The organism is Streptomyces sp. NPDC046860 (genome assembly GCF_040645115.1).
Lineage (GTDB): Bacteria > Actinomycetota > Actinomycetes > Streptomycetales > Streptomycetaceae > Streptomyces.
In genome coordinates, this window is the sequence record NZ_JBEYXQ010000010.1 from 179,023 (window position 1) to 191,798 (window position 12,776).

The following is a 12,776-nucleotide window of genomic DNA, read 5'->3' on the forward strand; positions in this document are numbered from 1 at the left end:
GTTGTGAGCTACAGCCTGTCCCTGCGCACGTTCGTCGAAGGCAGTGACGTGCCTGTCCCTCTGGACATGGACGTCGTCCGGTCCGTGCTCGGCCCGTACGAGACGGGTGACCCGGCTCTCACGGTGATGGAGGACGGCTGGCTGCAGTTCTGGGTCCGGGCGTCCGACGGGAGCGAGGCCGAGATCTTCGCGGACGGCAGCAGCGTCCTGGTGGAACGTCCCCAGTCCGGTACCGGCGTGTTCGGCATCATCGCCGAACTCGCCGCGCGGCTGCGAGCAGTCGTCATCGACCCGAACAACGGTGTCTTCCTGTGCGACGAGGAGACGTACGCCCGGCTCCCGGTGGCCATGAGGGAGGACTCGGTGTCGGTCGAGATGACAGGTGAAGCCTTGACGGCCGCCCTGATCGGTCCGCGGTCTCCCTGAGACGGAGCCGGGCGTGACTCTACGTCGGCGCCACCGACGGCCTCAGAGGCGCGCTGAACACCTTCCTCGGCGAAGGCGGCTCCCAGTCCGGCACCCCCTTCGTCATAGGCGTGGCCGGCTCGGTCGCGGTCGGCAAATCCACCGTGGCCCGGCTGCTCCAGGCACTGCTCTCCGCTTCAGTCCGGCCATCACGACATCGAGCGCCGACTGCGCCCCTACGTACCCCACGATTCCGCACATGTTCGGCAACCTATGGTCCGACGAGCCGTCAAAAGAGGTTCAGCGTGCCCGGATTCGGAAATTCTGAAGCCGTCCGGCGCCGCCCGGGCCCATCCGCACTCGTCCGCGCCCGTCCGCGCCCGTCGGGCCCTGCCCGCACTCCGCCGCACAACCGTGCGAGCCCGTCGGGGGTCTACCGCCTGAACACCCAAGCGAACAGCGGGAGACTCACGAATGAAGCGTGGACATCGCACAGCCCTGGCCACCGTCGTCGCCGCGACCCTGGTGGGAGGCATGACCGGCGCGCTCTCCGGCAGCGCCGTCGCGGCGGGCACCGCGGGAGCGGCCGCCAAGCAGCCCAGGACCGACTTCAACGGCGACGGCTACAACGACTTCGTGGTCAGCGCGCCCGCCGCCTGGGCGCACGGGAAGTGGCGGGTCGGCTCCGTCACCGCGTTCTACGGCTCCGCCCAGGGCGTCTCCCCCGCCCGGCACACCACAATCGACCAGGACACCTCCGGTGTGCCGGACACGGCGGAGAACGGGGACCTGTTCGGCGCGGCCACCACCACCGGCGACTTCGACCGGGACGGCTACACCGACCTCGCCGTCGGCAGCCCGCTGGAGGACGTGGCCAGCGACATCAACGGCGGCACGGTGCAGATCGTCTGGGGCTCCCCGCGCGGCCTCGCCGGCGCCTCCACGATCGCCGACCCGGCCCCGGCCGAGCACGACCGGTTCGGCGCCTCGCTGGCCGCGGGCGACTTCGACGGGGACGGCCGTACCGACCTCGCCGTCGGCACCAGCTCCTCCACCCTCTACACGTTCCGCAAGGGCATCGGCAGGAACGGCAGGGCCGGGGCCCTCGCCACCCGCTCCCTGTCGCTGCGCGGCGCCCCGGACGCCGGGATCATCAACCTCACGGCCGGTGACGTCAACGGCGACGGCCGCGCGGACGTGATGGCGGACGGCCTGAACCGCACCGCCTCCACGACCGACGGCAAGTACCACAACGTCAACTACTACGTGCCGGGCACCTCCACGGGCCCCTCGCGCACCACCGCCAAGCGGATGCCCGGCGGCCTCGCGGCGGCCATCGGCGACATCGACGGCGACGGCCGCGGCGACATCGTCACCGGCGTCTACTGGGGCCGCACCACCGCCACCGGCCCCATCGGCGGCAAGGTCGAGATCACCTACGGATCGGCCTCGGGCCCCTCCTCCCGCGTCCAGACCATCACCCAGGAGTCCGGCGCCATCCCCGGCGACTCCGAGGACTGGGACAAGTTCGGCAGCTCCGTCACGCTCGGCGACGTCAACGGCGACGGCCGGCTGGACCTCGCCGTCGGCGCCCAGCAGGAGAACATGCGCCTGTGGGGGCAGATGTACTACAACATGGGCACCGTCACCGTGCTGTACGGCACCGCCTCCGGCATCGACACCAAGACCTCCCCGCAGTACTTCTACCAGGGCAACCACGGCGTCCCCGGCACGCCGGGAGGGAACTTCGGCACCGCCGCGCTGCTGTCCGACCTCGACCGTGACGGCGGGGCCGACCTGATCGCGGGCAGCCCGTGGCAGGACAACGGCGACGGCACCGTCACCGTGCTGCCCTCCGAGCCCGCCCAGGACGGGCAGCACCGGATCGGCGTCACGGGCGCGCAGCTCCTGCGGCCCGGCCAGGCGGGGATGGACATGACGGGCTCCCCCCAGTTCGGCAGCGTGCTGCAGAACTCCCGTCAGGAGTCGCTCATCAACACCTGAGCCCGGCCGGCCGCGGCGAGCGGATCAGCCCAGCTTGGCGACCTGGGCGGCGATGACGTCGGCCGGGACCCGGTAGTCCTTGCCCGAGGCCATCGCCGCCATGTTGACCGTGCTGAAGGTGGCCACCGTGGCGCCCTCGCGGACGGCGACGACCTTGACCGGGGCCCGCACGCCGTCGTCGGCGGCCATGGTCAGGGTCACCGCGACACCCTCGTCGCCGCCCTGCGGCGCGGCCGCCGTGGCCACCTTCAGGAACCGGGTCTTCTCGCCGCCCACGGTGGCCGAGAAGCCGCCCGCGCACTTCCGCGCGGCCTCGCTCAGCGCCTTCAGCGAGGACTCCGCCGCGCCGCCGTCGTAGGAGGCCAGCCCGATCAGCGTCTTGTTCACGTCGAGCGCGGCCAGCAGCATGTCCTCGGGCTTGGTGCCGGGCGCCGGCTTCTTCGGCGTGCCGAGCCACGACCGCTTCGCCGTCGACGCGGGCTCGCCCTGCGCCACGCCCGCCTGGGCGCGGGCCAGCGGCAGGCACGCCTCGTCGTCCGCGGTGACCTTGTCCGCGGCGATGTCGTCGCCCGCGGGGACCTTGGTGGTGACCTTGCCGGACTTGACGTCCGACTGGGCGAGCGCGGCCTTCTCCAGCTCGGCGGCGGTCAGCGCCTTCGCCGCGGGCGCGGAGGCGGCGGCCTTCGCGCCGTCGCCCTCGCTCCCGGCCGCCTCGTCCGTGTCCCCGGAGCCGCAGGCGGTGGCGAGCAGCGCCAGCGCGGTGGCGGACGCGGCGAGGGCGGTACGGCGGACGACAGTGGCTCTCACGTGGGCACTCTTCTCTTCTGCGTGACTTTCCCCGCGCTTTGCACACGGTTGCCCCGCAGATTACGCACAGCGGACGCACAGATGATCATCAGGGTGCCGTCCGGTACCCGCTCGTGACGGCCGAGTGACCCTCCAGGCGGGCCGAGTGACGCACACCACCCCACCGCTCCGTTCAAACAGCGTTAACAATGGAATGTGATCTCACCGGTCTCCTCGATCCCCCGGAGCGCCCACCGGCACAAGCCGGAGGCGACTCCCTACGTCGACCTCACCCGCGCCGAGTGGAGCGCCCTGCGCGACAAGACTCCGCAGCCGCTCACCGCCGAGGAGGTGGAGAAGCTGCGCGGCCTCGGCGACGTCATCGACCTCGACGAGGTACGGGACATCTACCTGCCGCTGTCCCGCCTGCTCAACCTCTACGTCGGCGCCACCGACGGCCTCAGAGGCGCGCTGAACACCTTCCTCGGCGAAGGCGGCTCCCAGTCCGGCACCCCCTTCGTCATAGGCGTGGCCGGCTCCGTCGCGGTCGGCAAATCCACCGTGGCCCGGCTGCTCCAGGCACTGCTCTCCCGCTGGCCCGAACACCCCCGCGTCGAACTGGTCACCACCGACGGGTTCCTCCTCCCCACCAAGGAGCTCCAGGCCCGCGGCCTGATGTCCCGCAAGGGCTTCCCCGAGTCCTACGACCGCCGCGCCCTGACCCGCTTCGTCGCCGACATCAAGGCCGGCAAGGACGAGGTGACCGCACCCGTCTACTCCCACCTCATCTACGACATCGTCCCCGGCGAGCGCCTCACCGTCCGCCGCCCGGACATCCTCATCGTCGAGGGCCTCAACGTCCTCCAGCCCGCCCTGCCCGGCAGCGACGGCCGCACCCGGGTCGGCCTCGCCGACTACTTCGACTTCAGCGTCTACGTCGACGCGAGCGCCGAGGACATCGAACGCTGGTACCTGGAGCGGTTCAAGAAACTGCGTCAGACCGCGTTCCAGAAGCAGGACTCGTACTTCCGCAAGTACACCCAGGTCTCCGAGCAGGAGGCGGTGGACTACGCGCGCGGGCTGTGGCGGACCATCAACAAGCCCAACCTGACCGAGAACATCGCCCCCACCCGCGGCCGGGCCACCCTCCAGCTGCGCAAGGGCCCCGACCACACCGTGCAGCGACTCCGGCTGCGCAAGCTGTAGCCCGGGACGGTTGGATGGGCGCATGCTGCACTTGCGCCTGATCGTCCCGTCCGACCGCACGGACGAGGTGGTGCGCCTGATCGAGTCCACGGTCGGCGCCACCCACCTCGTCGTCCTGCCCGGCGCCGCCCGCGACCCCGCCGGGGACGTGGTGCTGTGCGACGTGGCCCGGGAGGCGGGCGACGGCCTGCTCACCCGGCTCCAGGAACTCGGTGTCGACCGCACCGGCTCGATCGCCGCCGACGACATCGGCCTGTCGCTGTCGACGCGCGCCGACCGCGCCGAGAAGGAGGCGCCCGGCGAGGCCGCGGACGCCGTGCTGTGGCAGCACCTGGTCGAGGAGACCCACGAGGAGTCGACGCTGTCGGTGACCTACGTGGCGTTCCTCGCCATCGCCACGATGATCGCGGCCTGCGGTGTGGTGCTGGACAACGCCGTGCTGATCGTGGGCGCGATGGCGGTCGGACCCGAGTTCGGCCCGCTGGCCGGGATCAGCACCGCGCTGGTGCGCCGCAAGCCCAGGCTCGCGTCCCGCTCACTGATCGCCCTGGTGGTGGGCTTCGCCGTCGCCATAGGGCTGACGGTCGGCTTCAGCATCCTGATGGACGCCCTCGGGCAGTTCAGCGAGGCCAAGCTGGAGGCGGACCGGCCCAACACCGGCTTCGTGTGGGCGCCGGACGCCTTCTCCTTCATCGTCGCCCTGCTGGCCGGCGCCGCGGGCACGCTCTCCCTGACCTCGGCCAAGTCCGGCGCCCTGGTCGGCGTGGCCATCTCGGTCACCACGGTCCCGGCCGCCGCGAACGCCGCCGTCGCCCTGGCCTACGGGGACACCACGCAGACCGTCGGCTCCTGCGAGCAGCTCCTGCTCAACCTCTTCGGGATCGTGCTGGCCGGCGTCCTCACCCTCCTGGCGCAGAAGGCGTTCTGGGCCAGGACGGGCAGGAACGGCCCGAAGGCCCAGAAGGCTTAGCCCAGCGCCGACTTGACCGCGTCGGCCAGGCGCCCGGCGACCGTACGGGCCTGGTCGATGTCGGCGGCCTCCACCATGACCCGGACCAGCGGCTCGGTGCCCGAGGGGCGCAGCAACACCCGCCCGGTCTCACCGAGTTCGCGCTCGGCCTCGCCCACGGCGGCCGCGAGGTCGGCGGAGGTGCGCACCCGGGTGCGGTCCACGTCCGGCACGTTGACCAGGACCTGCGGCAACCGGTCCATCACCGCGGCCAGTTCACGCAGCGACCGCCCGGTCTCGGCGACCCGCGCCGCCAGCAGCAGGCCGGTCAGCGTGCCGTCGCCGGTGGTGGCGTGGTCCAGGATGATGACGTGCCCGGACTGCTCGCCGCCGAGGGCGTAGCCGTGCTCCTTCATCTCCTCCAGCACGTACCGGTCGCCGACGGCCGTCTGCACCAGGCGGATGCCCGCCCGCTCCATGGCCAGCTTGAAGCCCAGGTTGGACATCACGGTGGCCACCACGGTGTCGGAGGACAGCGCGGAGCGCTCCCGCATCGCCAGCGCCAGCACCGCGAGGATCTGGTCGCCGTCGACCTCCTCGCCGGTGTGGTCCACGGCCAGGCAGCGGTCGGCGTCCCCGTCGTGCGCGATGCCGAGGTCCGCGCCGTGCTCCAGCACGGCGGCCTTCAGCAGGCCCAGGTGGGTCGAGCCGCAGCCGTCGTTGATGTTCAGGCCGTCCGGCTCGGCGCCGATGGTGACGATGGTCGCACCGGCCCGGGTGAACGCCTCCGGGGAGACGCCCGAGGCGGCGCCGTGCGCCTCGTCGAGGACGATCTTCAGGCCGTCCAGCCGGTTCGGCAGCACCGACAGCAGGTGGGAGACGTAGGTCTCGGCGCCCGCCTCGTGGTCGCGGACCCGGCCCACCCCGGCGCCGGTGGGGCGCTCCCAGGGCTCGCCGTGGCGGTGCGACTCGTAGACGGCCTCGATACGGCCCTCCAGCTCGTCCGCGAGCTTGTGGCCGCCGCGCGCGAAGAACTTGATGCCGTTGTCCGGCATCGCGTTGTGGCTGGCGGAGAGCATCACGCCGAGGTCGGCGCCGAGCTCGCCGGTCAGGTGGGCGACGGCGGGCGTCGGCAGCACACCGACGCGGAGCACGTCCACGCCCGCGCTGGCCAGGCCCGCGACGACGGCGGCCTCCAGGAACTCCCCGGACGCGCGCGGGTCACGGCCCACCACCGCGGTCGGCCGATGGCCCTCGAACGTGCCCGCCTCGGCCAGCACATGCGCCGCCGCGACGGACAGGCCGAGCGCCATCTCGGCCGTCAGGTCCGCGTTGGCGACGCCACGCACGCCGTCGGTGCCGAAGAGTCGTCCCACTTGTCCTCCCGAGAAAGCGTCACTGCTGCCAGGAATCATGGCATGCGCCCGAGCATCCGATCACACAAGCCTTTGAGCGTCTTGTGCCGTTATACGCCCTTGGCGCGGATAAACGAACGCCCCGGCGGCACACAGGGCGTGCCGTCGGGGCGTTCGGAGTACGCGCGAAGCGCCGCTGTTTAGCGCTTGCTGTACTGCGGAGCCTTACGGGCCTTCTTCAGACCGGCCTTCTTGCGCTCGACCGCACGGTCGTCGCGCTTGAGGAAGCCGGCCTTCTTGAGGGCGCCGCGGTTGTTGTCGACGTCCGCCTCGTTCAGCGCACGGGCGACACCGAGACGGAGCGCACCGGCCTGACCGGAGACACCGCCACCCGCGATGCGGGCGATGACGTCGTAGCGGCCCTCGAGCTCGAGCACCTTGAAGGGCTCGTTGACTTCCTGCTGGTGCACCTTGTTCGGGAAGTAGTCCTCGAGGGTGCGACCGTTGATCTTCCACTTGCCGGTGCCCGGGACGATCCGGACGCGGGCGATGGCGTTCTTGCGACGGCCCAGGCCGGCGGCCGGCTGGGGCTCACCGAAGTGGGACGCGAGGGACTCCGAGGTGTACTCGCCCTCGACGGGGAGCTCGGTCTCGGTGGTGTAGCTCTCGATGTCGACGAGCTCGGTCTCTTCGAGCGGCTGCTCGGGGGTGGTCTCGGCCACGATTCTCCTCAGATTCTCTTCAGTCTTAAAGGGTGGCCGGAATTACTGCGCGACCTGGGTGATCTCGAACGGCACCGGCTGCTGGGCAGCGTGCGGGTGCTGGTCGCCCTTGTAGACCTTCAGCTTCGAGAGCATCTGACGGCCGAGGGTGTTCTTGGGGAGCATGCCCTTGACGGCCTTCTCGATGGCCTTCTCGGGGTTCTTGTCCAGCAGCTCGTCGTAACGGACGGAGCGCAGACCACCCGGGTAGCCGGAGTGGCGGTAGGCCATCTTCTGGGTCCGCTTGTTGCCGGACAGGTGCACCTTGTCGGCGTTGACGACGATGACGAAGTCACCGGTGTCGACGTGCGGCGCGTAGATCGGCTTGTGCTTGCCCCGGAGGAGGGTCGCGGCGGTGGTGGCGAGACGACCCAGGACGATGTCCTGAGCGTCGATGACGTACCACTGGCGCGTCACATCGCCGGGCTTGGGGCTGTACGTACGCACGGTTCGTAGCCTTCGCTTCGAGTGAATGGTCCTGAACAGGTCACCGAAACGATCACGACAGCCTCGATCGCACTGCGGTGACGCAACCGCGTGCTGATCGCTGGTCATCGGCCCGGTGGACCGGTGTAAGGGCCCGTCCCGTGAGAATGAGCAAGCCAATACACAACGAGGAGCCAGCCTACCGGCCCACCCCGGACGGGTCAAAACGAGCTTGCCGGAAATCCCCCGCGCCGAGATGTTCCCCCGTGCGCCGAAGGTCCCCTATGGCCCGCGCGGGGCCCCGCCTCGGGCGCGCCGGGAGCCTCCGGCCCCCTCTAAGATGCGCCCCATGAGTTATGGGCAGGGGGGTCCTCAGTCTCAGTGGGACCCTTGGACACCGCAATCCGAGCAGCCGTGGAAGAACGGCGGCGACGACGGCACTCCGGACTGGGCCGCGCTCGCGGACGCGTCGGAGAACCGTAAGAAGCGCCGCAAGGTGCTGCTCGTCGCGGGCGGCGTGCTCGCCACCGGCGCGGTCGCCACCGCCGTCGCCATGGCCGTGGTGAACGCGGGCGGCGACGACCGGGCCGGCGGTCCCGGCAGCCTGCCCGCGACCGCCTCCCTGCCGGGCGGCACGGCGACCACGGCACCGTCCTTCGAGCCGACCAGCGCGCCACCACCGCTGGACCCCAAGGACTTCATAGCCAGCGCCAACAAGGACACCGCCCCGCTGAGCCCGGAGACCCTGTTCCCGGGCACCCAGCTCACCATGGGCGAGACGGTGTACAAGAAGGGCGCCACCAGCGACAGCAAGAACTGCGCGTCCGGCGCCGGCGGCACCCTGGCCAAGGCGCTCGCCGCGGGCGACTGCACCCGGCTGATGCGCGTCAGCTACGTCAAGGACGGCGTGGCCGTCACCGTCGGCGTCGCGGTCTTCGACAACGACACCGACGCCACCCGGTTCAAGGACCGCGCGGACAAGAAGAGCATCGTCGCCGCCCTGCCCGGCAAGGGCGTGAAGTCGTTCTGCGACTCCGCGGTCTGCCGCTCCACCACGAACACCCTCGGCCGGTACGCCTACTTCACCATCGCCGGTTTCACCGACGGCAAGGACGTGACGACCAAGGACACCAAGGTCTTCGCGGCCGGCAACGACCTGGCGGAGTTCTCCTTCCGCCAGATCCGGCGCCGCGGTGAGGCCCAGGCGTCGGCGGCGGCCCAGTAGCCGCCGCACTCCCCCGCCCGGCCGCTCAGCAGCACCCCGCCGACGGCAGCGAGCGCTTGTTGCGCGCCTCCTTGTTGCGCGCCGCCAGCAGTTCGTCGGCGGGGTAGCCGACCTCCTCCAGCGTCAGACCGTGCGGCCGCACCACGTGCACCGCGGAGTCCCGCACACCGGCGCCGAGCACCTTCCCCGGCCACTCGGGCCCCCGGTGCCCGTCCCCGACGAACAGCAGCGCGCCGATCAGCGAGCGCACCATGTTGTGACAGAACGCGTCCGCCCGCACGGTGGCCGTGATGACCCCGTCCGCCCCGCGCACCAGGCTCAGCTCCTGGAGGGTACGGATGGTGGTCGCGCCCTCACGCCGCTTGCAGTACGCCGCGAAGTCGTGCTCCCCCAGCAGGACCCGGGCCGCCTCGTTCATCGCGTCCACGTCCAACGGCCAGTCGTGCCACAGCACATGGCCGCGCAGCAGCGGGTCGACACCGCCGGGGTCGTCGGTGACGCGGTAGGCGTAGCGCCGCCAGACGGCGGAGAAACGGGCGTTGAAGCCGGGCGGGGCCTCGGTCAGGGACCAGACGCGCACATCCTTCGACAGCCGCCCGGCCAGCCGCTTCAGCAGCTTCTCCCGGTGCTCGGCCCACACCGTCTCCGGCAGGTCCACGTGCGCGACCTGGCCGCGCGCGTGCACCCCGGCGTCCGTCCGCCCGGCCACGGTCAGCTCGTACGTCTCCTGCGACCGGGTCACCGTGCGCAGGGCGTCCTCGATCTCGCCCTGGACGGTCCGCCTGCCGCCGGCCTGCTTGGCCCACCCGTGGAAGTCGGTGCCGTCGTAGGACAGGTCGAGGCGGATACGGACCCGGCCGGGCTGTGCTTCGTCACTCACAGAGAAGATCCTCTCAAGGGCGGTGCCCCACGAAAAACGAGAAAGCGGGCCCGCCCCCGCAAGGGCAGGCCCGCTCTCAGGCGTCAGGCAGAGCCTCAGGCGTCCTTGGACTCCTCGGCCGGAGCCTCGGTGGCCTCGGTCTGCTCGACCTTCGCCTCCTCGGACTCCTTGACCGCACGCTTGGTGGCGGCCTCGGCCTCACCGGTCGCCTGCTGGGCGACGGTCAGGGCCTCGACAAGCTCGATGACAGCCATGGGCGCGTTGTCGCCACGACGGTTACCGATCTTGGTGATGCGGGTGTAACCACCGGGGCGGTTCTCGTAGCGCGGGCCGATCTCGGTGAAGAGCGTGTGGACGATGCCCTTGTCCGTGATCACCTGGAGCACCTGACGGCGGTTGTGAAGGTCGCCCTTCTTCGCCTTGGTGACCAGACGCTCGGCGTACGGGCGCAGACGGCGCGCCTTCGCCTCGGTGGTGGTGATGCGGCCGTGCTCGAAGAGGCTCTTCGCGAGGTTCGCGAGCAGCATCTTCTCGTGCGCGGCGCTGCCGCCCATACGGGCACCCTTGGCAGGCTTCGGCATGGTGTTTCTCCTAGGTGTCTGCCCCGGCCGTGTCAGGTACCGGAGTCAGTATCCGAGCGAGCGGTTGCTCGTCGGAGATCCGGGCGCCTTCTCAGGCGCCCGGAGCGTCCGCGCCCCCAAGGGGCGCGGGGAACTGCGCGACCAGCCGGAGCGGACCCGCAGTCGCGGAACCGGCCTCCTCGCGGAGCGCTCAGTACTGCTCGGTCTCGACGAAACCAGCGTCCGCGTCGTCGTCGGCGCCGAAGGCGTCCGCGGCGGCGGTCGGGTCGAAGCCGGGAGGCGAGTCCTTGAGCGCGAGGCCCATACCGGCCAGCTTCGCCTTGACCTCGTCGATCGACTTCGCACCGAAGTTGCGGATGTCGAGCAGGTCGGCCTCGGAGCGGGCGACGAGCTCACCCACGGAGTGGATGCCCTCACGCTTGAGGCAGTTGTAGGAGCGGACCGTGAGCTCCAGCTCCTCGATCGGCAGCGCGAGGTCGGCGGCCAGGGCGGCGTCCGTGGGGGACGGGCCCATGTCGATGCCCTCGGCGTCGATGTTCAGCTCGCGGGCGAGACCGAACAGCTCGACCAGGGTCTTGCCGGCGGACGCCATGGCGTCACGCGGGCGCATGGCCTGCTTGGTCTCGACGTCGACGATCAGCTTGTCGAAGTCGGTGCGCTGCTCGACACGCGTGGCCTCGACCTTGTACGTGACCTTCAGCACGGGGCTGTAGATGGAGTCGACCGGGATACGGCCGATCTCCTGGCCCACCTGCTTGTTCTGCACGGCGGAGACGTAGCCGCGACCGCGCTCGACGGTCAGCTCCATCTCCAGCTTGCCCTTGCCGTTGAGCGTGGCGAGGACCAGGTCGGGGTTGTGCACCTCGACACCGGCCGGGGGCGCGATGTCGGCGGCGGTGACCAGACCCGGGCCCTGCTTGCGCAGGTACATCACGACCGGCTCGTCGTGCTCCGAGGAGACGACCAGCTGCTTGATGTTGAGGATGAGGTCGGTCACGTCCTCCTTGACGCCCGGCACGGTGGTGAACTCGTGCAGGACACCGTCGATCCGGATGCTGGTGACAGCGGCACCGGGGATCGAGGAGAGGAGGGTACGGCGGAGGGAGTTGCCGAGGGTGTAGCCGAAGCCCGGCTCCAGCGGCTCGATCACGAACCGGGAGCGGAACTCGTCGACGACCTCTTCGGTCAACGAGGGACGCTGAGCGATCAGCATGGTGTGAATTCCTTCAGTCAGGGGCGCCCGCTATTTGACGCCCGACTCAGTACTGCAAGGGTACGGGCGGCACGGCCCGAAAGAGCCGTACCGCCCGGACCCGCGAAAACCAGCGGAGCGCTGTGCGTCAGACGCGGCGGCGCTTCGGCGGGCGGCAGCCGTTGTGCGGGGTCGGGGTGACGTCCTGGATGGAGCCGACCTCGAGGCCCGTGGCCTGCAGGGAGCGGATCGCGGTCTCACGACCGGAGCCCGGGCCCTTGACGAACACGTCGACCTTGCGCATGCCGTGCTCCTGGGCGCGGCGGGCGGCCGACTCGGCAGCCATCTGCGCGGCGAACGGCGTGGACTTCCGGGAGCCCTTGAAGCCGACGTGGCCGGCGGAGGCCCAGGAGATCACGTTGCCGGACGGGTCCGTGATCGAGACGATCGTGTTGTTGAACGTGCTCTTGATGTGCGCGTGGCCGTGAGCGACGTTCTTCTTTTCCTTGCGGCGCACCTTCTTGGCAGCGCCCTGACGTCCCTTGGGGGGCATCTACAAACTCCTACGGGGAGGTGGTCGGTCCTACAGCGAAGACCGCTGATGAAGCGTTGTCCGCTGAGGACTACTTCTTGCCCGGCTTCTTCTTGCCGGCGATGGCGCGACGCGGGCCCTTGCGGGTGCGGGCGTTGGTGCTGGTGCGCTGACCGCGGACGGGCAGGCCGCGACGGTGACGGAGACCCTGGTAGCAACCGATCTCGACCTTGCGGCGGATGTCGGCCTGGATCTCGCGACGGAGGTCACCCTCGGTCTTGATGTTGTTGTCCACGTACTCGCGGATCGCGACGAGCTGCTCTTCGCTCAGGTCGCGGACGCGGGTGTTCGGGTCGACGCCGGTCGCAGCCAGCGTCTCCTGGGAGAGGGTCCGGCCGATGCCGAACACGTAGGTGAGGGCGACCTCCACGCGCTTTTCGCGCGGGATGTCAACACCGGAAACGCGTGCCATTC

Annotated in this window: 14 protein-coding genes and 1 pseudogene; 6 read left to right on the top strand and 9 right to left on the bottom strand. The window is 70.5% G+C overall.

Annotated features, from left to right (window positions below):
- The first annotated feature begins 3 nt into the window (after nucleotides 1-3).
- The 3 genes and pseudogenes from ABZ898_RS17135 (at nucleotide 4) to ABZ898_RS17145 (ending at nucleotide 2,409) form a co-directional block, all read left to right on the top strand.
- Nucleotides 4-426 carry a hypothetical protein gene (locus tag ABZ898_RS17135; protein WP_361658824.1) on the top strand — a complete coding sequence of 141 codons (423 nt, stop codon included), beginning with the start codon at nucleotides 4-6 and terminating at the stop codon, nucleotides 424-426.
- A 17-nt stretch (nucleotides 427-443) separates the two neighbouring features.
- A pseudogene (locus ABZ898_RS17140) lies at nucleotides 444-599 on the top strand (type I pantothenate kinase); the annotation flags it as partial.
- A gap of 280 nt (nucleotides 600-879) precedes the next feature.
- The gene (locus ABZ898_RS17145; protein WP_361658827.1) at nucleotides 880-2,409 is read left to right on the top strand and encodes an FG-GAP-like repeat-containing protein; all 1,530 of its coding nucleotides are present in this window, start codon (nucleotides 880-882) and stop codon (nucleotides 2,407-2,409) included.
- Between the two features lie 24 nt (nucleotides 2,410-2,433).
- On the opposite strand, the gene ABZ898_RS17150 is transcribed toward ABZ898_RS17145, so the two are convergent.
- Nucleotides 2,434-3,216, bottom strand: a complete 783-nt coding sequence (locus ABZ898_RS17150) for a hypothetical protein (protein WP_361658830.1) — start codon at nucleotides 3,214-3,216, stop codon at nucleotides 2,434-2,436.
- Between the two features lie 195 nt (nucleotides 3,217-3,411).
- Here ABZ898_RS17150 and coaA point away from each other — a divergent pair, with 195 nt between their 5' ends.
- A complete protein-coding gene (gene coaA / locus ABZ898_RS17155) occupies nucleotides 3,412-4,401 on the top strand; it encodes a type I pantothenate kinase (RefSeq protein WP_361658832.1) in 990 nt (329 codons plus the stop codon).
- A 22-nt stretch (nucleotides 4,402-4,423) separates the two neighbouring features.
- Nucleotides 4,424-5,371 carry a DUF389 domain-containing protein gene (locus ABZ898_RS17160; protein WP_361658834.1) on the top strand — a complete coding sequence of 316 codons (948 nt, stop codon included), beginning with the start codon at nucleotides 4,424-4,426 and terminating at the stop codon, nucleotides 5,369-5,371.
- On the opposite strand, the gene glmM is transcribed toward ABZ898_RS17160, so the two are convergent.
- From glmM to rplM, 3 genes are all read right to left on the bottom strand, one after another.
- Nucleotides 5,368-6,726, bottom strand: coding sequence for a phosphoglucosamine mutase (glmM, locus tag ABZ898_RS17165; protein WP_361658837.1), 1,359 nt, complete (start codon nucleotides 6,724-6,726; stop codon nucleotides 5,368-5,370). The genes ABZ898_RS17160 and glmM overlap by 4 nt on opposite strands.
- 179 nt (nucleotides 6,727-6,905) lie before the next feature.
- Nucleotides 6,906-7,427 (bottom strand): 30S ribosomal protein S9, encoded by a 522-nt coding sequence (gene rpsI, locus ABZ898_RS17170; protein WP_361658840.1) that lies wholly within the window; start codon nucleotides 7,425-7,427, stop codon nucleotides 6,906-6,908.
- A gap of 42 nt (nucleotides 7,428-7,469) precedes the next feature.
- Nucleotides 7,470-7,913 carry a 50S ribosomal protein L13 gene (rplM, locus tag ABZ898_RS17175; RefSeq protein ID WP_161146661.1) on the bottom strand — a complete coding sequence of 148 codons (444 nt, stop codon included), beginning with the start codon at nucleotides 7,911-7,913 and terminating at the stop codon, nucleotides 7,470-7,472.
- 328 nt (nucleotides 7,914-8,241) lie between these two features.
- Here rplM and ABZ898_RS17180 point away from each other — a divergent pair, with 328 nt between their 5' ends.
- Nucleotides 8,242-9,117, top strand: coding sequence for a hypothetical protein (locus tag ABZ898_RS17180; protein WP_361658843.1), 876 nt, complete (start codon nucleotides 8,242-8,244; stop codon nucleotides 9,115-9,117).
- A gap of 25 nt (nucleotides 9,118-9,142) precedes the next feature.
- On the opposite strand, the gene truA is transcribed toward ABZ898_RS17180, so the two are convergent.
- The 5 genes from truA to rpsM form a co-directional block, all read right to left on the bottom strand.
- Nucleotides 9,143-9,997 carry a tRNA pseudouridine(38-40) synthase TruA gene (truA, locus tag ABZ898_RS17185; protein WP_361658845.1) on the bottom strand — a complete coding sequence of 285 codons (855 nt, stop codon included), beginning with the start codon at nucleotides 9,995-9,997 and terminating at the stop codon, nucleotides 9,143-9,145.
- A gap of 95 nt (nucleotides 9,998-10,092) precedes the next feature.
- On the bottom strand, nucleotides 10,093-10,578 hold the full coding sequence (gene rplQ / locus ABZ898_RS17190; protein WP_361658848.1) for a 50S ribosomal protein L17: 486 nt from the start codon (nucleotides 10,576-10,578) through the stop codon (nucleotides 10,093-10,095).
- Nucleotides 10,579-10,768: 190 nt separating this feature from the next.
- On the bottom strand, nucleotides 10,769-11,791 hold the full coding sequence (locus ABZ898_RS17195) for a DNA-directed RNA polymerase subunit alpha (RefSeq protein WP_003966937.1): 1,023 nt from the start codon (nucleotides 11,789-11,791) through the stop codon (nucleotides 10,769-10,771).
- A 127-nt stretch (nucleotides 11,792-11,918) separates the two neighbouring features.
- Nucleotides 11,919-12,323, bottom strand: a complete 405-nt coding sequence (gene rpsK, locus ABZ898_RS17200; protein ID WP_003956432.1) for a 30S ribosomal protein S11 — start codon at nucleotides 12,321-12,323, stop codon at nucleotides 11,919-11,921.
- A 70-nt stretch (nucleotides 12,324-12,393) separates the two neighbouring features.
- Nucleotides 12,394-12,774 carry a 30S ribosomal protein S13 gene (rpsM, locus tag ABZ898_RS17205; protein WP_030811707.1) on the bottom strand — a complete coding sequence of 127 codons (381 nt, stop codon included), beginning with the start codon at nucleotides 12,772-12,774 and terminating at the stop codon, nucleotides 12,394-12,396.
- Nucleotides 12,775-12,776: the final 2 nt, after the last annotated feature.